Here is a 21493-nt window from a genome sequence, read left to right as displayed (position 1 = left end):
CTCACAAAATGAGTGAGCTTTTCAAGTGTAGAGACGGGAACGATTATTGTCCATAATGGGCCACCAATACCTTTGGGTCACTATCGGGATAAACCCGCGCTCTACACGTTGACCTGCCGATACCTGTGTCCAGATCATGGATGCCCGGAGATAGTTTTCAGGAGCAATAATGAAGAAACGTTTACTTCCAGGTTTGATCACCCTGCTGGCAGCCCAGCCCGCTTTCTCTCTGGATCTTGTGGAGGCTTATGAGCAGGCACTGTCATATGACTCCGGCATCGCCTCTGCGCTGGCACAGTTTCAGGCCCAGCAAGCCGCCAGCGATGTGAGCAAGAGTACCTTATTGCCGCAGGTTGGTGCGTTTGCCGAAGCCAACCACACGGATTTCGACGCTGAAAACGGCCCGGGAGACAGCTACAAGTCATTCAACTATGGCGTGCAATTGTCGCAACCGGTTTTCCGCGCCGACAACTGGTTCCGCTACGACGCCAGCCAGTTCCAGACCGAAGCCGCCCAGGCCCAGTACAACCTGGCCCAGCAACAACTTATTCTGGATGTTGCAACCGCCTATTTTAATGTCCTGCGCGCTCAGGATACCGTTGCAACAGCTCGCGCGACTGAAGCAGCAATCCAGCGCCAGTATGAACAGGCGCAGGAACGCTTCGACGTCGGCCTGATCGCCATCACCGAGGTGTACGAAGCCCGCGCCAGCTATGACGACAGCAAAAGCCAGCGCATCGCAGCCGACAACCAGCTGAATGTCGCCCGGGAGCAGCTGGCGCGACTGACCGGCGAATACGCCGATGACCTGGAAAACCTGCGCGAGAATTTCCCGCTCGGTCGACCTGAACCCATGAACCCGAATGCCTGGGAGACAACCGCTCTGGACCAGAACTGGTCTATTCAAGCGGCCCTGTCCCAACTGAACGCCAGCGAGGCTAATCTTAAAGTTGCCAAATCCGGCCATCTGCCAACAGTGGATCTGGTAGCCTCCTACGGCGAGTCTGAGTTGGACGGAGCCCGGAACCCGCAGCAGGAGGGAACCCAGGGGGTTATTGGCCTCGAGCTGAACGTGCCCCTCTACATGGGCGGCGGCACTCAAGCCGGCGTGCGCCAACAACGCTCTCTGGTTACCGCAGCCGAGCAGGATCTGAACACCGTCCGTCGCGATGTGCAGGTGAACACCCGCAGCCTGTTCCTCACCGTGAACAACAACGTGGAAACGGCATCGGCCCTGGAACAGACCATCATCTCCCGTCGCAGCGCACTGGATGCCACCCGGGCCGGTTATGACGTTGGTACCCGCAACATTGTGGAAGTGCTGGATGCCGAGCGGGCGTACTACGTTGCCCTTCGGGATTACGCAAATGCACGGTATGACTACGTGATCAATACCCTGCAACTGAAACAGGCAGCCGGAACCCTGAGCCCCCAGGATCTGGTGGATCTGAACAACTGGCTGAGTGAAGGTGCCCGCGGCATAGAAGCCATGGCAGAAGAAGACCGGACACTGGACGACCCTACTCAGTAATCCTGAAAAGGAGAGCCCCGGGCATCACCCGCGATGCCCGGGGTTACAGGCGTTCAATAATGCCTTCGACAACCTTATCAAGGGCGCCACGGTTTTTCTGAACGACACTCAATGCACGCTCTCCGTAGGCCCGACACTCCTCTTTATCAGCCATCAACTTGCTGATCGCCGTGGCCAAAGCATCCGCCCCGTCTATTACCTGAACACCGCCATCCGTCAGCAAGTGTTCAAAAATGGTTTCAAAGTTGAATACGTGGGGACCTGAAAAAACCGGTATTCCCCAGGCTGCCGGCTCCAGCGGATTATGCCCGCCCCGTTCGATCAACGAGCCTCCGACAAAGGCAATATCACTGGCACCGTAGAGCATCATCAGCTCGCCCATGGTGTCGCCCAGATAGACTTGGGCCTGAGCAGGGTCATCACCGGTCGAACGACGGGCAACAGAAAATCCCTCTTTCTCCGCCAGCTCGGCAACCAAGTCAAAGCGATCCGGATGCCTGGGCACAATAATCAGCAAAGCCTCAGGATGTTGCTGAAGTATTCCCTGATGAGCGTCAAGCAACTGCTGGTCTTCTCCGGAGTGCGTGCTGCCGGCAATCCAGACCGGGCGACCCCCAAGCTCCTCACGCAAGGCACGGGAAGCCGCACGCACATCATCCGGTATATCGACATCAAACTTCACACTACCAGTAACCTCAACGTGGGAGGCGGCAACGCCAATGCGCCGAAACCGGTCAGCATCCCGGTCGGCCTGCGCCGCCACCCAGGTAATGCTTTTCATGATCGGCGCGGCCAGCCCTTTGACCCGTTCGTAACCACGGGCAGAACGCTCGGACAAGCGCGCATTTATCAGGAAAACCGGAACTCTCCTCCGGCGGCATTGGCGGATCATATTGGGCCAGATTTCAGTTTCGAGAATAACGAGAATCCTGGGATTGATGCGGTCCAGAAAACGACGGATGGCGCCAGGCGTATCGTATGGGGCGTAGGCATACGTTACCCTGTCACCGAACATCTTGCGGGCCTGGGCCAACCCGGTATCGGTCATCGCCGTCATCAGAATAGTGGCACCCAGATTCCTGGCGAGCAGGCGCCTGACCAACGGGCCTGCCGCAATGGTTTCACCCACAGACACGGCGTGTACCCAGATAACCGGCCCAGAAATTTCGGGCACCCAACCCAGGCGGTGTTGCCAGTCGCGCCGAAGGGCGGGCGCTATACGCCCTTGCCACCACAGCCGGATCAATATGAACGGCAGCACAAGGCGGATCAGCTGGGAATAGATAAACTGGAACACGCAGGACTCCCGGCAAAACAGTGCGTTATCATAGGGCCAATTTTTCTTTGGACGGGCATCTTGCCCCCCGGAAAACCGTTTGTCGATGCAGGATTCACGATTTTGAAGAAGAAGTACCGCAAACTACCACGAAACACAGACTATTCCGCCTACCGCCATCCACGATGGTGGCCAACCTGGCTTGGCATAGCCGCGATGTGGCTAGTGGCCCAGTTGCCGCTGCGCCTGCAATGGTGGCTGGGCAAGATTGCTGGCCTGCTGGCCTGGCGGCTGGCGAAAAGCCGGCGCCATATTGCCGAAGTGAATATTCGCCTGTGTTTCCCGGAGCTGAACCAGCAGCAACAGGCCGCGCTGGTTCGCAATGCCTTTATCGCCAACGGGATTGGCTTGCTGGAGATAGGTATTGCCTGGTTTCGTGACCCAGCCAGGCTCACGGGCATCACACAAGTCCATGGCCTTGAGCATTTCGAACAGGCCCTGGCTGGCGGCAAAGGCGTCTTATTACTGGGAGGGCATTACAGCACCCTGGACCTGGGCGGCAGCCTGGTTACACAGTTCATCGAAGCAGATGTCATGCAGCGGGATCATAACAACCCGCTGATGAACGCGGTAATGACAAGAGCCAGGGAACGCCGCTACGGCACCGTGCTGGGCGCCCGGGACCTCCGGGGCCTGTTTCGCAGTCTGAAGAAAAACCGGGCGGTCTGGTATGCTACCGATCAGGATTACGGCCGTAAGGATATCGTGTTCGCGCCGTTTTTCGGCATCCCCGCCGGCACCATTACCGCCACGTCGCGAATCGCCGAACGCAGCGGCTGCAAAGTTGTTCCGTTCAGCCATTTCCGCCGGGATGGCAAACCTGGTTACGACATATACTTTCATCCGGCTTTGGATAACTTTCCGAGCGGCGACGATCAGGAAGATGCCACCCGCATCAATGCCATCATTGAAAGGGAAATCCGAAAGGCCCCAGATCAGTACCTCTGGATGCACCGCCGCTTCAAGACCCGCCCAGACAGGGATGACCCTGGTTTCTACGGGCGAAAGCGCAAGGACTAACTCGTGAGCAATCACTCGCAAGCACCGGTTGTCTGGCTGCTGACAGACAACAAGCCCGGCCACAAAAACCAACTCAAGGGGCTGGGCAATCGCCTGCGGGTGCTGACCGGCGCGGCGCTCTACTGGATCAGTGCCGAAGAATACCCGGTACCTCTGTGGCGAGCCCTGCTGGGTGTGGCCCCAGCCATGGATACAGCACTGCCCAAACCGGCCCTGATCGTGGCCGCAGGCACCGGTACTCACCGTTTATTGCTGGCACTTCGGCGCCTGGGCAAGGCCAAAACCCTGATATTGATGAAACCGGCCTTCCCACTGGGCTGGGTAGATGGCGCGATTATCCCGGCCCATGATGAGGTAAAGCCTGCTAACAATATCCTGCACACCGAAGGCGTGATCAACACCATCACACCCCTCGCCCGGCTGACCAGCAAACCGGAAGCCCTGATCCTGGTGGGTGGGCGTTCGGAACATTTCGATTGGGACGAAGATGCCATTCTGAATCAGATAAGCGACCTGATAGCCCGCTACCCTCAGTGGCGCTGGACCATCACCGATTCCCGTCGCACGCCGGAAACGACCAGCGAGCGACTGGCCGAATTGCAGAGCCCGAAAATCTCCGTAGTGCATCACACCCGTACCCACGACGACTGGCTCAGCCACCAGCTCGCTGCTTCCCGCGCAGTGTGGGTAACGCCGGACAGCATTTCCATGGTGTGCGAAGCCGCCACTTCCGGCGTGCCCACCGGCCTGCTGAACCTGAATGCGCGTGCCAACAGCCGCGTGGCGAACGGCGTAAAACGCCTGACAGAGCGGGGGTTGATTGCCCACTGGGCAGACCATGCCAGCGTGATGGCCGAACAAGCAGAAAGGCATGAACGACTCTGGGAAGCCGACCGGGCCGCCCGATGGGTGGCGGCTAACTATTTGGCTGCTTTTCAAAAATCAGGAAAGGAGGCCAGACAATGAAGATTCTCCAGGCTCTTCCTGCGCTCTATAGCGGTGGCGTGGAAAGAGGCACAGTGGAATTCGCCGCCGAGCTGGTCAAACGCGGCCATCAGTCATTCGTGGTCTCCAACGGTGGACCAATGGCCGAACAGGTTCGCGGCCAGGGCTCGACTCATATCCACATGCCCATTCACCGTAAAACACCCGCCTCGTTCGGGCAGGTTTTGCCGATGCGCAAACTGCTGCAAGAGCTCAAGCCGGATATTGTGCACGTGCGCTCCAGGATGCCCGCATGGATTATTCACCTGGCCCTGAAAACACTGCCACGGAACGAACACCCGGCCATAGTCTCGACCTTCCACGGCATGTATTCCGTCAATCCGTACAGCGCCATCATGGCCAGGGCAGACCAGGTGATAGCGGTTTCCAATTGTGTCCGGGACTACGTACTGGAAAACTTTCCTGTTCCGGAAAACAAACTGACAGTAATCCAGCGCGGCGTAAACATCGACGCCTTCCGTAACCGCGCCATCAACGACCAGTGGCTGGATATCCTGCTATCGCGCTTTCCACAACTGGCTGGCAAGAAGATCATCATGATGCCCGGCCGGATTTCCCGCTGGAAAGGCCAGCTGCATTTCATGGAAGCCATGGCCAGAATCGTACGCCAACGGCCGGACTGTCACGGCATCATCGTTGGCGGCGCAGAGCCCGGTAAGGAAAGATTTCTGCAAGAGCTGGAAAAAGAACGCAGCCGCCTGGGCCTGACCGACAAGGTCACCTTCCTGGGCCAGCGCAACGACATGACCAACCTGTACCTGCTGGCCGATGTGGTGTGCCATATGTCCACCAAGCCTGAGCCGTTCGGGCGGACAGTAACCGAAGCCCTGGCGTCCGGCACACCGGTGGTGGCCTACAACCGTGGCGGCGCCGCAGAAACCCTGCAGGCCTGCTTCCGGGATGGACTGGTGACACCAGATGATACCGGGGCGTTTGCCAGTGCCGTGCTGGGACTGCTGGATAAGCCCCGGCCGGAGATTGAGTTGCCAGAGCGGTTTTTGTTGCGGGCGCAGACGGAGGCCACGCTCGCCATCTATCAAAAACTGATGGCAGCGCGGCAGGATCTCACCCCGTGAATATTCTGATGCTGATGCTCTCGGACAATCCAGATACCGGCGGCATGGAAAAACACGCCCGTGAACTCTCCAGCGAACTGGCACGACTGGGGCACACGGTGACGTTGGCGGCTGCATCACAGCATCTCTCGGACCTTGAACCAGCGGTAAAAACGCGAGCATTGGATACAGGTGGCTCACGCAACTCTCCCTTTTTACTGCTCACCGTCCTTCGTCTAATCAGAGCCAACGGTTTCGATGTTATTCATGCACAGGGCACGAAAGCGGCCTTCGTTCTTCAGCGGCTGACACCTTTTACGAGAAGCCTGATGCGAGTAGCGACCATTCACGGCTTCAAGTCGCGCTACCCTAAAGCCGCTGCGTTTCACCAACTGATCGCCGTCAGTCAGGCCCTTGCAACGGACATCGCCCAACCGGGCGTTACGGTCATCTACAATGGCGTATCGGTTATTCCTCAGGCGCCAGCCCTGCTTCCCAAGGAAACAGAACGGCCGGTTTGGCTGGCCGTGGGCAGATTGGTGTCGGTCAAAGGCTTCGACTTTCTCATCAGAACCTTTCAGTATTGCCCGGGAACCCTGCTCATAGCGGGTGACGGGCCTGAGCGGCAGCGACTTGCGGATCTCATCAGCTCAACCCATCAGTCTGAGACGGTGAAGTTGCTTGGCTTCCGCTCAGACGTTCCCGCACTGATGGCTGCGGCAGATGGGGTGGTGATCAGCTCTGAAAGAGAAGGGTTTTCTTATGTGTGTGCAGAAGCGCTCTTGCTCGGTAAGCCCGTCATTTCAACCGACGTACCGATAGCCAACGAAATCTTGCCTGAAAAACACATCTTTCGTGGTGAAGACCCAAAGCGGTTTGCTGCTTATCTAAGCCAAGACACTTCAACATTGGTCGCCGAGCAGGCAGAAGCACAAGCATTTGCTGCTGATCAACTATCGCTTTCCAGCATGGCTAGCCAAACGCTGAATGTCTATCAGAGAGCTATCGCTAACCTTGTTTCAATACACTAATAATCTTCGCCGCAATCCGTTCATGCCCTGCGGCTGTCAGGTGAGTACCGTCCTCCATGAGAGTGAGGTCGCGATGCGCCCAGATATCCTCATAAACATCCACGTACATCACATTATCGTGGGATTCCGCAATCCTCGCTAATGCTTCGTTGTAGACTTTGATCCTTGGGTTGCGTGGCTCATCCAGGTTGGGCGCCGTTGCAACAAGAATAAAACGGGTCTTGGGCGCCGATACAATCACCTGATGAAGGTTATCCACGTATTCTGATAACGGTACCTGTTCAACAGCCCCCAAACGCTTTTGCAGCTGCCATACACGCGCCAGTTTCTTGAGCTTCTTAACCAGCTTTCTGGCCAGTTTACGCAAGGGGAAATCAGGGTAATAAAGCACATAGGGTGCCCCGCGAAACGTTAGCCAGGAGTCCACCAGACCATACTGGACAAAAGCAACAGCGTACTGTGACGCGGGGAAAGCACGATTGTACTCAAGCAGTTCACGAGTCGTGCTCATAGTGTGTCCGCAATTGGTCAGCTCAAGCGCTTCCGACTCACAAACAATCTGTGGCCATAAAGGGAAACATTCACCTTTAAGCCCTTCTGTGTTGCAATCCCCGTATGCTATTGCCCGATTCACTCTCTCGCCTCAACTAATGAAACCATGCTAGACCTGTCTGACAAGTTGCCGTTCGCGCAGGGCTACAATCGCCTGTGTTACGAACACCCGTTAGATTCAGCCCGCTGCCTGAAGATCGTTCGCCCCGAAAATATTGCAGCCCGCACCCAAAGGCAATCACGCCTCAAGCAGCTTTTAGGAACCAATCGGCTCAACGATAACACCCAGGAGATCATCGCGCACAATCAGCGTGCCATACGAGAACTGCTCGCTAAAGGTCGCGAAGATCTTGTCTGGTCGCATCTGCCAAGGTTCTATGGAAGCGTGCAAACTTCCCTTGGCGAGGCCAATGAAAGCGAACTGATTCGTTGTGCTGATGGCAATGTTGCGCCAACGCTCGAAACACTGATGCAAGACCATGGCCTGACACCGGAACTGGAAACAGGCATCAGAGAATTTCTCGACTGGCTGAAACAAACCCGAATACTCACCAGAAACCTGCTCCCTCATAACCTGGTCGTCACGGATCGGATTGGCCGCACTCAATTGTTTCTGGTGGATGGTCTCGGGGCGCCAACGATCCCCCAGGCGCTGGCGCCGCTACCGGGCTGGAGTTCACATTACATAGATAGAAAGATCGACAGGTTCAGAAAACGACTGGCCTGGGAACAAAACGGCGAAGGTCTATCCTGGGAAGATTTCCAACGCCTAAGATAAAACCGTTAAGATCTGCGTGTTAACATATAGTGTCAGTGATTCTTAGCCGAATTGGCAACAATTCAACACCCTGGAGCGCGCACATGATTCACCCCGTCATTATGGCCGGAGGCACCGGCTCTCGCCTTTGGCCGTTATCCAGGCAACTGAACCCCAAGCAGTTCCTGAAACTGACGGACCAACATCTATCCATGCTGCAGCTGACCGTGGCGCGGCTGGATGGTATGGAATCCGCCGATCCACTCCTGATCTGCAATGAAGACCACCGTTTTCTGGCGGCTGAGCAAATGCGCCAGGCGGGCTACAAAGATGCCCGAATTATTCTGGAGCCTTGTGGACGCAACACGGCACCGGCCATCGCTCTGGCAGCCCTGCAACTGGTCAAGAACATCGATGAAAACCAGAACCCGCTGATGCTGGTTCTGGCCGCAGACCACCTGATCAAAGATATCGCTGCGTTCCAGAGCGGCATCCAGAAAGCCATACCCCTGGCTCAGCAGGACAAGCTGGTGACCTTCGGCATAGTACCCGGCCATGCGGAAACCGGTTACGGCTACATCCAGCAAGGCCCGAAATTGGCGGACGACAGCTTCAGCGTTAGCCGGTTTGTAGAGAAGCCCGACCAGACTACCGCGGAAGAATACCTCGCATCCGGTGATTACCTCTGGAACAGTGGCATGTTCCTGTTCGGCGCCCGCACCTACCTTCAGGAACTGCAGAAACACCGCCCGGACATTCTTGCGATCTGCCAGGCAGCGCTGGACGACGCCAGCGAGGATCTGCACTTCACCCGCGTGAATGAAAGCGTATTCGCCGAGTGCCCGGAAGATTCCATCGATTACGCCGTGATGGAAAAGACCGATAACGCCGCCGTGGTAGCGCTCGATGCCGGCTGGAGCGATATCGGCTCCTGGTCCGCCTTGTGGGAAGTTTCCGAGAAAGACAGCTGCGGAAACGCATTCAGCGGTGATGTCATTGCCCATAACACAGAGAGCACTCTGGTCCGGGCAGACAGCCGCCTTGTGGCCACGGTTGGCGTGAAAGATCTGGTGATCATTGAAACCAAAGACGCCTTGCTGGTCGCCCATAAAGATCAGGTCCAGGATGTCAAAAAGGTGGTTGAACGCATCAAGAATGATGGTCGACACGAGCACATGAATCACCGGGAAGTCTACCGGCCCTGGGGTGTATATGATTCCATCGATAATGGCCACCGCTACCAGGTGAAACGCATCACCGTGAAGCCCGGCGCCAAGCTGTCTGTCCAGATGCACCACCACCGGGCAGAACACTGGATTGTCGTCAGCGGCACCGCAAAGGTAACCAATGGCGAGGAGTCGTACCTGGTGACCGAGAACCAGTCCACTTACATACCGGTCGGCCAGATCCATTGCCTTGAAAACCCCGGCGTTATTGATCTGGAACTGATTGAAGTGCAGTCCGGATCCTATCTGGGCGAAGACGATATTGTACGATTCGAGGACCGGTACGGCAGATCATGAGCAAATTCAAGTATTACCTGATTGCCGGCCTGTTGCGGATGGTTAGCTATTTACCCCTGGGAGCCGCACAGTTCATCGGCAAATGGCTGGGGCTCCTGGCCTGGAAACTGGGCGGCAGGCCAAAGAAGATCACCGACATCAATCTGGACATCTGCCTGCCGGAACTCACCGAAGAGCAGCGCAGGGACCTTTCCAGAGACTCCCTGGCCCACACCGGCATGACGGCCCTGGAAATTCCGCTGATGTGGGAGTGGCCCGTAGATAAGTGCCTTGGGTTGATCAAGGAAACGGAAGGCCTGGAGCTGGTTGATGAGGCCCTGGCGACCGGCAAAGGATTGATCTTGCTCGCGCCCCACCTTGGCAACTGGGAGCTGGCCGGCCTGTTTTTCTCTTCCCGCTATAAGATGGCCGCGCTATATAGCCCTCCGCACATCAAGGAATTCGAAGATTACATGATTCGGGTGAGGGGGCGCCTGGGCTCCGAACTGGTACGCGGCGACCGTAAAGGCCTGATGCGCCTGATGGGCATTTTGAAGGAAGGTGGCGTAGCCGGCATTCTTCCCGACCAGTCTCCCCGGGGCAAAACCAACGCCTACGCGCCCTTTTTTGGCATGGACGTGATGACCATGACCCTGGTCGGCAAGTTGGTACAGAAAACCGGGGCCAATGTTCTGGTGACCTACGCCGAGCGCCTGCCCAACGGCGAAGGCTTCAAGATTCTGGTCACTCCGGCGGAGCCTGGCATTGGTGCCGATGATGCAGTGGCCGGCGCCACCGCATTGAATCAATCCGTGGAAAAGGTGGTACGAATGGCCCCTGAACAGTACCAGTGGGAGTACAAACGTATGCGGCACCGGCCGCCGGGGAACCCGAATCCTTATAAGCCCGGGCAGATTTGCGACTAACCGCCCGGCTGCCAGGAACTACCTTAGGATTGCAAGGTTGCGGAGTAGAGTCCCAGGTAACGCTCCGCTACCGACGCAGGGCTGAACGCTGTTAATCCAGCCTGGGCAGCGTCTGCGAAAGCGGCGGCCTGCTCAGGGCTATCGAGGATAAACTGAATCGCCGAAGCCAAAGCCTCCGGGTCACCCGGAGATACCAGAAGACCATTCGCTTTATCGGAGATCAGATCAGGAATGCCTCCGGCTTTGGCCCCAACCACCGGCACACGATGTTGCATGGCCTCAAGAATCGTTGAGCCAAGCCCCTCGGAGAGTGAGGGGAACACGAAGACATCCAGAGCTGCCAACCAATCCCCGACGTTATCTTTATGCCCCAGAAAACTGACGTTGGGCAAACCCTGTGCCTGGGACTTGAGCCACTGTTCATCTGGCCCTTCTCCCAGGAAAATGAACTGCACGTCTGGCCTGAGGCTGCCCAGCAAACGCGCTGCCTCAATCGTGATGTGATAACCCTTGTGCTTCAGGAGGCGCCCCACTTGGCCAACCAGGCGTTTGGCGGGATACTGCTGCCGGATAGCTTCGACGGCGTCTGGTGCGGCGGGAAAGCCTGAGAAACTCGAGGGAATGATGACAGTGTCCACGCGGCCCAGTCGCTGTTGTACAACTGATTCAATGGCCGAACTCAGGCAGACGACGGTCGCGGCTCCGCCATAGGCCGCAGACGTCAGGCGCCCGGTTCCGATGGGATTATCGACTCGCCGTGTGACGACGTAAGGCGTTCTACGCAGGCGGGACTCGATCCAGGCCCAGTAGACTGATTTACCGTCGTGGCAATGAACGAGGTCCCAATCCCCCTTGCCGTGGCCCAGCAGAAAATGTGCAGTCTCTCGCCTACCGAGCGATTGGATGCTTTCCAGCTCAGCCCATAGACGACTCCCCGGCCGGGCCACCAGCGATTGCTGAATGCCACGCTTCGCCAGCTCCCGAATCAGGTTTACGGTCTGTCGCTCACCACCGGAAAAACCTCCGGCCAGATTTACGTGGCAAATGTGCATACCAACTCGGCCCCGTCGATGTTTTAATGGCGGCAGTGTAAGAGATCGACCATGAAAAGGACATAACACTGTGAAGCTACTTGTAATCAGCTCCTATGTAGATACCTGGAATTCTGTTCGGCCTGAAGCCGAAATGCTGATCGGGCTGGCAAAGTTGGGTGTCGAAGTTGAGCTGATGACACAGCCGGATGCAGAGTACCGCTCCCGATTTGAAGAAAACGGCATCAAGGTACACGGTTTCCATCCCCGAAAGAAAATAGAGCCTGAAGCCATTCGTCGAATTCGTCACCTCCTGATCGAAGGCAAGTTTGACGCCGTGTACTGCTTTAACAACAAAGCCATCGCTAACACCAACCTTGCGGCAATCGGCCTGCCAGTCAAAGTTATGACCTATCGAGGCCAAACCGGCAATATCAGCCGCTGGGACCCAAGTGGCTACCTGACCCACTTAAGCCCACGGGTGGATCGAATTATCTGCGTTTCCAAAGCAACCCGCGATGACCTACAAAAGCACGTCTGGGGCAACAAAGACAAAGTTTGTACGGTCTATAAAGGCCACGATCTCGACTGGTACCAGGATACTCCGGTAGACCTCAAACAATTCGGCGTACCGGATGGCGCCTTTGTGGTTGGGTCGGTGGCAAATATCCGCCCCAGAAAAGGACTGCCAATTCTGCTGAAAGCCACACACCTTTTACCCGCGGACAGCAACATCCACCTATTGCTCGTGGGCCGGGGAATGGACAATCCAGAGGTTCAGACTCTAATCCAGGCCAGCCCGATGGCCGACAGAATTCACCTGACTGGATTTAGAAAAGACGCGCCGGCCATCATTGCGTCCTGCCAGGTATCCGTGCTGGCTTCAACCAAACGGGAGGGGCTTCCAAAAACGGTGATTGAAGCTATGGCCTATGGCGTTGCACCGATCGTCAGCGATACCGGAGGGAGTGCAGAGCTCATTGAAGATGGTGTATCCGGCATACGCGTAACGCCCGGTAGCGCTGAAGAAATTGCTGCAGGCATTCAGCGGCTACATGAATCCCCAGAGCTATGCACCAATATGGGTCAAAGCGCCCAAAAAAGAATCGCCTCGCACTTTCATGTACAGCAGTCGTCTGAAGCCCTTTTGAAGGTGCTGAACGAAACCGTCAACGGCGAGTTTTAATCCAGAGCGCTGCGTATTTGTTAAAGGCATAAATGGCGGTGGTGACGGCCAACAAAAACCCATGCCGGCCGTCCAGAAACCCTCTTTGAAGCAGATACTTTCGGACAAAGGCGCCAACGCCGTGGATGCATGCAGAGAGCAGGGATGCTGTCTTGCCGCGGCGGGCCCGCCCTTCGGCCCAATCCTCAGCATAGCGAACGGATTTCGCCATATACTCCGGGAAATTAGTGGCAGTATAGTGCAGAAGATCCCCTTCAAGCGTTTCCACGCTGGCATCCGGACAGTGCACCTTTTCGTGCACCAACGCATCGTCATACCGGTATTCTTCGCGGCGGTATAACCGAACCACTTTATCGGGATACCAGCCGGAGTGCCGGATAAAGCGGCCAAAAAACCACGACAACCGCTTTACCTGAAACACCTGCTTCGCCCTTGCCTGCTCGATGGCGTGCTGAATGGAGGAGGCCAGCTCAGGGGTGACCACTTCGTCGGTATCGATCCAGAACAACCACTCGCCCTGTGCGTGGCTTTGGGCCCTCTGACGCTGCGGACCAAAGCCTGGCCAGTCGTCCGATTTGAAAATGCGCGCCCTGAATCGCTCGGCGACGGCCAGCGTATCGTCCGTCGAACCAGAGTCCAGCACTACAATCTCATCGGCAAAAGCCAGACTCTCCAGGCATTTGGCAAACTCAGGCCCTGCGTTCTTAGTGATCAGTACCGCGCTGAGTTTCACTGGCAAGCCTCCAGAACCCGCTGCACGGAAATACCGGTCAAGCAATTGTAATGACCAAAACGGCAGGTCCGCTCAAAGCAGGGACTACACTCCACCGGATGCCGGACAATCGTCGCCTTATCCGTCAGCGGAGGCGTGAAATCCGGGCTGGTGGAACCGTAGATGGCAACCACATCAGCACCAGAAGCGGCGGCCACGTGCATCAAGCCGGAATCGTGACTGACCACTTTGCGGCAATGACTGAACAGGTCCACGGTATCTTCCAGGCGGGTTTTGCCACAAAGATTGAACACGCCTTTCTGACCATTGGCAATCTGGTCACCCGGCTCCACATCTTTCGGACCGCCCATAACCCATACTTGAAAACCCTGCTGTACCAGTTTTTCGGCGAGCGCCCGGTGGCTTTCAAGAGGCCACTGCTTTGCTGGGCCGAACTCCGCACCAGGGCAGATGGCAATGGCGGGGCGTTCCGGGTCCAGGCCCAGCTTGCCCATCACGTCGTTCAGGTTTGTCTTGTTAATCGTCAGTGACGGTTGTGGCACATCAAACTGATAGGTTTCGTAATCCGCCTTGCTGGCCCCAAGCCCCATGTAACGCCACACGGTTTTGTCAGTGATGGTAGAGCCGTCTCGAGTCGGGTGTCTGCGCCGGGCATCGGTCAGCAGAATCGAGCGTCCTTCCCCACTGAAACCAACCCTCTCGGGAATGCCTGCAAAGAAAGGGATCAAAGAGGACTTGAACGAACGCGGCAGGACAATGGCTTTATCATACCCTTTTAGCATTCTGGCCAGTCGCCACTGAGCCTTCAGGGCCAGCTGACCACTTTTCCAGGGTGCCGCGATGCCTGTGTTGACCTCAGGCATACGCGCGATGATCGGGAGCGACCACCCGGGAGCCAGCACGTCGATTTCTGCTTGCGGGTCCTGTTGTTTGAGGGACATGAACAGCGCCTGGGCCATGACCATGTCACCCACCCAGGACGGCCCTACCACCAGGTATTTCATCGGTCCAGCCAGGCCAGATAGCTCTCAACACCACTGGCCACATCAGCAAACTCAGCGGTGTAGCCAACATCACGCAAAGCGGTAATATCGGCCTGGGTAAAGCTCTGATAGCGCCCTTTCAGCTCATCCGGGAAGGGAATGAACTCAACACTGCCCTTGCCGTGGTAGCGGATAACAGCCTGAGCCACATCCAGAAACGACTGGGCGCGCCCTGTACCCAGGTTGAAAATGCCGGACTGTTCGGGGTTGTCGTAGAACCAGAGGTTAACCTTGCAGACATCATCCACGTAAACGAAATCCCGCTGCTGACCACCATCAGAGTAACCATCCCACCCCTCGAACAGCTTGGGGTTCTGGCCGGCCTTGATCTGCTCGTGCAGGTGATAGGCAACCGAAGCCATCTTGCCCTTGTGCTGCTCCCTGGGGCCGTACACGTTGAAGTAGCGGAAACCAACAATCTGGCTGCGGGCGGAGGGCAGAATCTTGCGCACATACTGGTCAAACTGCCACTTGGAATAACCGTAAACGTTCAGCGGCCGCTCGCACTCCCGCTCTTCACGGAATTCGTCACTGGCACCGTAGACCGCCGCGCTGGACGCGTAGAGGAACGGCACCTTGCGATCAAGGCACCAGTGCAACAACACCTTGGAGTAGGTGTAGTTGTTCTCCATCATGAACTTGCCGTCCCACTCGGTGGTGTCTGAGCAGGCACCTTCATGGAACACGGCACGGATACCCATGGGCAAATCGTTGGCTTTCACCCGTTCCAGAAACTCACCTTTGTCCATGTAGTCCGTGACATCTAGCTCCGCCAGATTCCGGAAACGGGTACCGTCGGTCAGATCGTCCACCACCAGAATATCGGTTTCGCCACGCAGGTTAAGGGCGTGAATAATGTTGGCTCCAATGAAACCGGCACCGCCAGTGACGACAATCATGGTAAGGCTCCTGAAATTTCTGTGCGGACAGGCCAGAAGATGGCCACTGTGTTCAGCCATAATACTAACCTCTTTTGTACCTGCCTAAAACAACCAGAGCCCGAGCGGCCATCGGCCAGAAGCATGATGAACACTGGATTAACGGGCGGTTAGCCTGTGAAAAAGCATATGGGACGCCTGTTGCGGCCATGATACACTTCGCGATTGGAACTGGTGCTGCCGCACCGGGTCGACTTTGGGATTGTTCATACCGGAGGCTCACATGTCCCAGCCAAGCAGTTACCTCGCCACCCTGGAACGGCACCGCAAAACTTTTGCCGTGATGGAAGAACACCAGGAAGCCGTCGAGCAACTGTTGGAGCTGACGCGCCAAAGCCTGAAACGGGGCGGCAAGATCATCTTTCTGGGCAACGGTGGCAGTGCCGCAGATTCGCAGCATTTGGCAGCCGAGTTCATGGTCCGCTATAAAAAAGAGCGCGGCCCCCTGGCATCCATCGCCCTGACCACAGACACCTCCATTCTGACGGCACACCCGAACGACTACGAATTCGAGACCGTATTCGAGCGGCAAGTTCTGGGGCTGGGCAAGCCGGAAGACCTGGTGATCGGCCTGACCACCTCCGGCCAGAGCGAGAACATCAACCGTGCCCTGAAAGCCGCAAACGACCTGGGCGCAGCAACCGTTGCCCTTACCGGCCGGGACGGAGGCAAAGTCAGAGACATCGCGAAGCTATCTATTATTATTCGTAGCGACGAAACCGCCCGTATCCAGGAGGCCCATATGTTCATCGGCCACTGGCTGTGTGAAGCGATGGATGAGGTGGTGCTGTCCGGAGGCCTTGACTGATGCTTGACCTGGCCCGGCTGGACCAGCTTCAGAATGCTTCTGTTCTGGTGATCGGCGATGTGATGCTTGACCGCTACTTCATTGGCGACACCAACCGCATATCACCAGAGGCGCCGGTGCCGGTGGTGCGCGTTGCCCACACCGAAGACCGTGCCGGTGGTGCCGCCAACGTTGCCAGGAACATTGCCCACCTCGACGGCCAAGCTGCCATTCTTGGCATCATCGGCAACGACACAGACGGTCGTTTGCTGAAAGACCTCCTTATTAAGGAGAAAGTCCACTCCGAACTGCTGGAGCTGGACGACGCCCGCACCATCTCCAAGACGCGAATCATTTCCCGCCATCAACAGATGGTTCGGCTGGACATGGAAGACACCTTCCCCGTCGCACAGGCCGAGAGTGTCAAGCAACGCTATGCCGAACTGATCGAGCAATACAACACGGTCATCATCAGCGACTACGCCAAAGGCACCCTCGCCTGTGTTGGCGACTTGATCCAGGCTGCGCGAAAGGCCGGCAAGCAAGTGCTGGTGGACCCGAAAAGCAAAGACTTCTCCCTGTATCGTGGCGCAACTGTCATTACCCCGAATCTGAGTGAGTTCAAGGCCGCCGGCGGAGATGCCTCCTCAGATGACGCCATGCTGAGCTCGGCCCGCGCCATGCTGACCGACGCGGGCATCGATACCATGCTGCTGACCCGCAGCGAGCAAGGCATGAGCCTGATCACCCCGACGGAGCACCACCATTTCCCGGCGGAAGTCCTGGAAGTGAGTGACGTCACCGGTGCCGGTGACACCGTGATCGCCACCCTGGGCACCCTGCTGAGTGCCGGGTTTGATCTGAAAGACGCGGCCTGGCTGTCCAACCTTGCGGCCGGCATCGTGGTGGCCAAACTAGGCGCCGCAACCGTTTCCCCGGAGGAACTGGCGGCCCGCGCCAGCCATCAGTGGTCGGCCAAGACCAGCGGCTACCACCCCAGCGTCGAGCAGAGCCTGCTGCACATTGACTACGCCCGCCAACAGGGCGAGCGGATTGTCTTTACCAACGGCTGCTTCGATATCCTGCACGCCGGCCATGTGCGTTACCTGGCGCAGGCTAGGGCTCTCGGTGACCGGCTGGTCGTGGGGTTAAACTCCGATGCTTCCGTGCGTCGCCTTAAAGGCGAAGAACGCCCGGTAAACTCGCTGGAAGACCGGATGGAAGTGCTATCCGCCCTGGCTTGCGTGGACTGGGTCATCCCCTTCGGTGACAACACTGTGGAGAACGACACCCCCGAGCAACTCATCAAACGGGTGAATCCGCAGGTGCTCGCCAAAGGCGGCGACTACTCCATCGACACCATCGTCGGCGCGGACTTTGTTCAGGAAAACGGCGGTGAGGTTGCCATCCTGCCCACGGTTGAAGGCCGTTCCACCACCGGGCTGATCAAGAAAGTTCGAGGCTGACTTGTCTGCGCCACGCTCCATCTGCCTGCTGCGCCTGTCGGCCATCGGCGACACCTGCAACGCCGCTGCCGTAGTGAATGCCATCCGGCAACATTACCCGGAAGCTGAGATCACTTGGGTGATAGGCAAGGCCGAAGCCGCGCTGATGGCAGGCATGGACGGCGTCAACTTTGTCGTGTTTGACAAGAAGCGGGGCATGGCCGCGTACCGCAACCTTCGGCGCCAACTCCAGGGCAAACGATTTGACGCCCTGCTACTGATGCAAGTCGCCCTGAGAGCGAATCTCGCCAGCTTGTGTATTTCCGCCAAGCGGCGAATTGGCTACGACAAAGCCAAAAGCAAAGAGCTGCACAGCCTGTTTATCAACGAGCGGATCGAGCCAACGGACAAGGTCCATGTGCTGGACAATTTCCGACAGTTCCAGAAATCGCTGGGCATCCCACTCGAAGAGCCCGACTGGAACATTCCGGTTAATGCGGAAGACAGGGGCTGGGCCAAAGCCCAGCTCGACCCGAACACCAGCAAACACCTGATCATCACCGCCGCCGCCTCCAACACCGAGCGGAACTGGCTGCCAGACCGATACGCCGCGGTAGCCGACTACGCCGCCAGTCAGGGTTTTTCCGTGTATCTGTGTGGCGGGCCGGCCGATTATGAAAAGCAATTGGCTGCCAACATTCAGGCCCATGCCAAACATTCCTTGCACAATCTGGTTGGCCAGTCGAGCCTGAAGCAATTGTTCGCCCTGATTGGTGAGGCCAGCCTCGTGCTCGCACCAGACACCGGCCCGGCCCACATGGCCGTTGCTGCCGGCACACCCGTTATTGGCCTCTACGCTCACAGCAACCCGAAACGTACCGGCCCCTACCTTTGGCAAAACTACGTGGTAGACGCCTATACCCCCGCACTGAAGCAGACGCGAGGCGAGACCCCAGAGCAGAGCCGCTGGGGCCAGAGACTCAAGGGCGCAGAGTTGATGGAAAACATCACGACAGAACAGGTTATCGACATGTTGGACCGCTGTATTCAGGAACAGAACCTATGACCAACAAAGCCGTATTTCTGGACCGGGATGGCGTGATCAACGTGGATCACGGCTATGTATACCGCAAAGAGGATTTCGAGTTTGTAGACGGGATTTTCGAAGCCTGCCGGCATTTTCAGGAAAGGGGCTACCTGTTGATTGTCGTCACCAATCAATCCGGCATTGCCCGAGGTATGTACTCCGAAGCCCAATTCCGGGAACTCACAGATTGGATGGTGGAACGCTTCAAGGAACAGGGCGTGACCATCTCCAAGGTTTATCATTGTCCGCATCATCCGGATTTCGGACCTGCAGGTGAACGAGACTGTGACTGCAGGAAGCCGAAGCCGGGGATGATATTGAGGGGGATTGAGGAGTTTGAGCTGGACCCGGCGGAGTGCATTATGGTCGGGGATAAACCAAGTGACGTTGCAGCAGCGGAACGAGCCGGTATCGGCACAAAGGTAAGGGTGTTGACCGGCAGCCTCTTTGTGACGTTGTCGAACAACGAGGCCTCACTATCTCTGCTAACGCATGTTGACCAGATTATCCACGATAGATCATCGGTCTAGTGTGATTACATAAGACCAAATAGAAAGCTAAGGAGCGGGAATGCTACATCAGCCTTCAATTGAGATTTCTGGCAATTCGGGATGCACCGTAAGGCTGCTTACTCATGACCAGCGAATCATGGTTGAAAAAGAATGCGCACTCCCGTCGTATATTCCGCGTCTCCAGGCACAAATTCGCAAACAAAACGACTTCCGACACGCACTTACGAACCCTGCCATAATAGTCCCAGAACTCTATGATGAAGCGGATAATCCCGGCCTCTATTCCGCACGAATGGAATTTCTACCCTACCTGAACTTCATCGACTTCCTTGGCGTTTGTTCCGTGCCTGCGTTAATGCAAAGTATCAAAGCAATCGAAGGCTTCATCGATCACAACCTGCGAACCGACTACCAAACAGTTAATACGTCGGCTTTGTTAAAGCTGGATGAAATATCTCGCAACATTTCAGGGGAGCCTCAAAAACAAGAGATCGACCAGCACTTCGGGAATAAATTGCGAAACCGATTAACAAAAAAAGAAATTAATATTCCGAATGGTTGGTGTCACGGCGATTTTACCCTGTCCAACATCGTTTTTTCTGCCAATGGTGATTGCATCGGCCTATTCGATTTCCTGGACAGCTACATCGATTCCCCAATCATGGACCTAGTCAAGCTTCGACAGGATACACACCTTCACTGGTCTCTCGCCAAATCCAAAAAGCCATTCTCTCATCTTCGAGTCTGCCAAGGCCTCCGGCAATTGGATATATTTACAAAAAGTAAGCTTTCAGCTCTCGGAATCTCCGGGAAAGAGTACAACATACTCCAATCTGTCAACGTTCTAAGAATTTTGCCGTACGCCAACGACACAACCACTTTAAATTTCATTCAAACATCCCTGAAGACTCTGGAGGACTAAATGCACCTTATTCTGCCAGTTGCTGGAAGCTCATCACGGTTCCCAGACATGAAACCAAAATGGCTCCTTACTCACCCCAGGGGCCACATGATGATTGTCGAAGCGATCAAAAAGCTGGACCTGGATAAATTTGAAAGTATCAACTTGATCTGCTTACAGGAGCATGAAGACAAACATTCCGTACGAGTCGCGATTGAAACTCAGTTTGATGAAATTGGCCACAGAGACAAACTTCGTTTTATCATGCTGGAAGAACGCACACGAAACCAGCCCGAGACGGTTTATCAAGGACTCAAGACTGCGGGCATCACCGGTCCAATATTCATTAAAGACTCTGACAACCAGTTCTCTGCTCCCGTTAGGGAGGGAAACCACGTCTGTTGTCTGGATCTCCACGAGCTAGAAACCGTTAACGCACGAAACAAAAGCTATATAGACATTGATGAATACGGCTTTGTCCAAAATATTGTTGAGAAAAAGATCGTTAGCTCAACGTTCTGTGTGGGAGGTTACGTTTTTGAGTCAGCCCAAACATTTATGGACACTTATGAAAAGCTGAGCAGCGACTCGCCCGACCTTTACATATCTAATATCATTTATCAGATGCTTCTCGACGGCCACACTTTCAACGCCCTGCATAGTGAAGATTATTGTGACTGGGGAACGATTCGCGAGTGGAATCAATATAAGGCTCAATACTCTACGCTTTTCGTAGACCTTGATGGAACCTTAGTAGAGAATTCGGCCCAGTACAACTCTCCATATTGGGGCGAAACCGATGGTATAACAAAGAACATTCAGGTCCTGAACAAACTCCACAAATCTGGGAAAGTCCAGATAATTATCACTACGTCGCGAAAGGAAAGCTTTCGAGAAGCGACCATCCAGCAACTTGAGCGATTAAATATTCCTTACGACGATATTATTTTTGGCCTGGTGCATGGCCGAAGAATCGTAATCAATGATTACGCCAGAACAAACCCGTTCAAGAGCTGTGACGCGATAAATATCAAACGAAACAGCGACGACCTAAAAGAAATGCTTGAAGAGTCTATTGGCTTCGATATTGGCATATGAAACCTGATACGAGCATG

General features: G+C 55.9%; 21 protein-coding genes. 15 read left to right on the top strand and 6 right to left on the bottom strand.

From position 1 onward, the window contains the following. Nucleotides 1-169: 169 nt before the first annotated feature. On the top strand, nucleotides 170-1531 hold the full coding sequence (locus ACSSVV_RS14400; RefSeq protein ID WP_454106436.1) for a TolC family outer membrane protein: 1362 nt from the start codon (nucleotides 170-172) through the stop codon (nucleotides 1529-1531). 43 nt (nucleotides 1532-1574) lie between these two features. Here the strand turns inward: ACSSVV_RS14400 and waaA are convergent, their stop codons facing one another. Further along, complete coding sequence (waaA, locus tag ACSSVV_RS14395) at nucleotides 1575-2828, bottom strand: lipid IV(A) 3-deoxy-D-manno-octulosonic acid transferase (protein WP_454106435.1); 1254 nt, start codon at nucleotides 2826-2828, stop codon at nucleotides 1575-1577. A 102-nt stretch (nucleotides 2829-2930) separates the two neighbouring features. On the opposite strand from waaA, the gene lpxL reads away from it, so the two are divergent. From lpxL to ACSSVV_RS14375, 4 genes are read left to right on the top strand one after another with little or no spacing between them, the layout of a single operon-like run. Further along, the gene (lpxL, locus tag ACSSVV_RS14390) at nucleotides 2931-3887 is read left to right on the top strand and encodes an LpxL/LpxP family Kdo(2)-lipid IV(A) lauroyl/palmitoleoyl acyltransferase (protein WP_011784319.1); all 957 of its coding nucleotides are present in this window, start codon (nucleotides 2931-2933) and stop codon (nucleotides 3885-3887) included. Between the two features lie 3 nt (nucleotides 3888-3890). Next, nucleotides 3891-4853 (top strand): mitochondrial fission ELM1 family protein, encoded by a 963-nt coding sequence (locus ACSSVV_RS14385; protein WP_011784318.1) that lies wholly within the window; start codon nucleotides 3891-3893, stop codon nucleotides 4851-4853. Further along, nucleotides 4850-5968 (top strand): glycosyltransferase family 4 protein, encoded by a 1119-nt coding sequence (locus ACSSVV_RS14380; RefSeq protein ID WP_011784317.1) that lies wholly within the window; start codon nucleotides 4850-4852, stop codon nucleotides 5966-5968. Before ACSSVV_RS14385 ends, ACSSVV_RS14380 begins: the two co-directional genes overlap by 4 nt. Beyond that, on the top strand, nucleotides 5965-6978 hold the full coding sequence (locus ACSSVV_RS14375; RefSeq protein ID WP_011784316.1) for a glycosyltransferase: 1014 nt from the start codon (nucleotides 5965-5967) through the stop codon (nucleotides 6976-6978). The genes ACSSVV_RS14380 and ACSSVV_RS14375 overlap by 4 nt, the downstream gene beginning before the upstream one ends. Here ACSSVV_RS14375 and ACSSVV_RS14370 read toward each other — a convergent pair. After that, nucleotides 6956-7612, bottom strand: coding sequence for an SGNH/GDSL hydrolase family protein (locus ACSSVV_RS14370; protein ID WP_011784315.1), 657 nt, complete (start codon nucleotides 7610-7612; stop codon nucleotides 6956-6958). The genes ACSSVV_RS14375 and ACSSVV_RS14370 overlap by 23 nt on opposite strands. A 24-nt stretch (nucleotides 7613-7636) precedes the next feature. Here ACSSVV_RS14370 and ACSSVV_RS14365 point away from each other — a divergent pair, with 24 nt between their 5' ends. The 3 genes from ACSSVV_RS14365 to ACSSVV_RS14355 all read left to right on the top strand — a co-directional run bounded on the left by ACSSVV_RS14365 (nucleotide 7637) and on the right by ACSSVV_RS14355 (nucleotide 10715). Continuing rightward, nucleotides 7637-8308, top strand: coding sequence for a YrbL family protein (locus tag ACSSVV_RS14365; protein ID WP_011784314.1), 672 nt, complete (start codon nucleotides 7637-7639; stop codon nucleotides 8306-8308). Nucleotides 8309-8391: 83 nt separating this feature from the next. Next, on the top strand, nucleotides 8392-9810 hold the full coding sequence (locus ACSSVV_RS14360; protein WP_011784313.1) for a mannose-1-phosphate guanylyltransferase/mannose-6-phosphate isomerase: 1419 nt from the start codon (nucleotides 8392-8394) through the stop codon (nucleotides 9808-9810). Continuing rightward, nucleotides 9807-10715 carry a lysophospholipid acyltransferase family protein gene (locus ACSSVV_RS14355; RefSeq protein ID WP_011784312.1) on the top strand — a complete coding sequence of 303 codons (909 nt, stop codon included), beginning with the start codon at nucleotides 9807-9809 and terminating at the stop codon, nucleotides 10713-10715. The genes ACSSVV_RS14360 and ACSSVV_RS14355 overlap by 4 nt, the downstream gene beginning before the upstream one ends. Nucleotides 10716-10738: 23 nt before the next feature. On the opposite strand, the gene ACSSVV_RS14350 is transcribed toward ACSSVV_RS14355, so the two are convergent. After that, nucleotides 10739-11767, bottom strand: a complete 1029-nt coding sequence (locus ACSSVV_RS14350; RefSeq protein ID WP_022992060.1) for a glycosyltransferase family 4 protein — start codon at nucleotides 11765-11767, stop codon at nucleotides 10739-10741. Between the two features lie 133 nt (nucleotides 11768-11900). Here ACSSVV_RS14350 and ACSSVV_RS14345 point away from each other — a divergent pair, with 133 nt between their 5' ends. Further along, a complete protein-coding gene (locus ACSSVV_RS14345) occupies nucleotides 11901-12932 on the top strand; it encodes a glycosyltransferase family 4 protein (protein ID WP_454106434.1) in 1032 nt (343 codons plus the stop codon). On the opposite strand, the gene ACSSVV_RS14340 is transcribed toward ACSSVV_RS14345, so the two are convergent. Genes ACSSVV_RS14340 through rfaD form a run of 3 tightly spaced genes read right to left on the bottom strand, consistent with a single transcriptional unit; the run spans nucleotide 12916 to nucleotide 15607 of the window. Next, nucleotides 12916-13665, bottom strand: coding sequence for a glycosyltransferase family 2 protein (locus ACSSVV_RS14340; RefSeq protein WP_011784309.1), 750 nt, complete (start codon nucleotides 13663-13665; stop codon nucleotides 12916-12918). The genes ACSSVV_RS14345 and ACSSVV_RS14340 overlap by 17 nt on opposite strands. After that, nucleotides 13662-14669: a lipopolysaccharide heptosyltransferase II gene (gene waaF / locus ACSSVV_RS14335; protein ID WP_011784308.1), complete on the bottom strand. Its 1008-nt coding sequence runs from the start codon at nucleotides 14667-14669 to the stop codon at nucleotides 13662-13664. The genes ACSSVV_RS14340 and waaF overlap by 4 nt, the downstream gene beginning before the upstream one ends. Then, on the bottom strand, nucleotides 14666-15607 hold the full coding sequence (gene rfaD, locus ACSSVV_RS14330) for an ADP-glyceromanno-heptose 6-epimerase (RefSeq protein ID WP_011784307.1): 942 nt from the start codon (nucleotides 15605-15607) through the stop codon (nucleotides 14666-14668). Before rfaD ends, waaF begins: the two co-directional genes overlap by 4 nt. Before the next feature lie 262 nt (nucleotides 15608-15869). Here rfaD and ACSSVV_RS14325 point away from each other — a divergent pair, with 262 nt between their 5' ends. Genes ACSSVV_RS14325 through ACSSVV_RS14300 form a run of 6 tightly spaced genes read left to right on the top strand, consistent with a single transcriptional unit; the run spans nucleotide 15870 to nucleotide 21476 of the window. Beyond that, nucleotides 15870-16454 (top strand): D-sedoheptulose-7-phosphate isomerase, encoded by a 585-nt coding sequence (locus ACSSVV_RS14325; protein ID WP_022992058.1) that lies wholly within the window; start codon nucleotides 15870-15872, stop codon nucleotides 16452-16454. After that, complete coding sequence (hldE, locus tag ACSSVV_RS14320) at nucleotides 16451-17899, top strand: bifunctional D-glycero-beta-D-manno-heptose-7-phosphate kinase/D-glycero-beta-D-manno-heptose 1-phosphate adenylyltransferase HldE (protein ID WP_396627806.1); 1449 nt, start codon at nucleotides 16451-16453, stop codon at nucleotides 17897-17899. Before ACSSVV_RS14325 ends, hldE begins: the two co-directional genes overlap by 4 nt. A 1-nt stretch (nucleotide 17900) precedes the next feature. Then, entirely contained in the window at nucleotides 17901-18944 is a 1044-nt protein-coding gene (locus ACSSVV_RS14315; RefSeq protein WP_011784304.1) for a glycosyltransferase family 9 protein, read from the top strand. After that, nucleotides 18941-19495 (top strand): D-glycero-beta-D-manno-heptose 1,7-bisphosphate 7-phosphatase, encoded by a 555-nt coding sequence (gmhB, locus tag ACSSVV_RS14310; protein ID WP_011784303.1) that lies wholly within the window; start codon nucleotides 18941-18943, stop codon nucleotides 19493-19495. Before ACSSVV_RS14315 ends, gmhB begins: the two co-directional genes overlap by 4 nt. A 40-nt stretch (nucleotides 19496-19535) precedes the next feature. Further along, nucleotides 19536-20399, top strand: coding sequence for an aminoglycoside phosphotransferase family protein (locus ACSSVV_RS14305; RefSeq protein WP_011784302.1), 864 nt, complete (start codon nucleotides 19536-19538; stop codon nucleotides 20397-20399). Further along, nucleotides 20400-21476 (top strand): hypothetical protein, encoded by a 1077-nt coding sequence (locus ACSSVV_RS14300; RefSeq protein ID WP_011784301.1) that lies wholly within the window; start codon nucleotides 20400-20402, stop codon nucleotides 21474-21476. It begins immediately after the preceding gene. Nucleotides 21477-21493 lie beyond the last annotated feature (17 nt).

Source organism: Marinobacter sp. MBR-105, from assembly GCF_053628895.1.
Note: the sequence above shows the minus strand (reverse complement) of the source record. Positions and strands in the feature narration are given on the sequence as shown.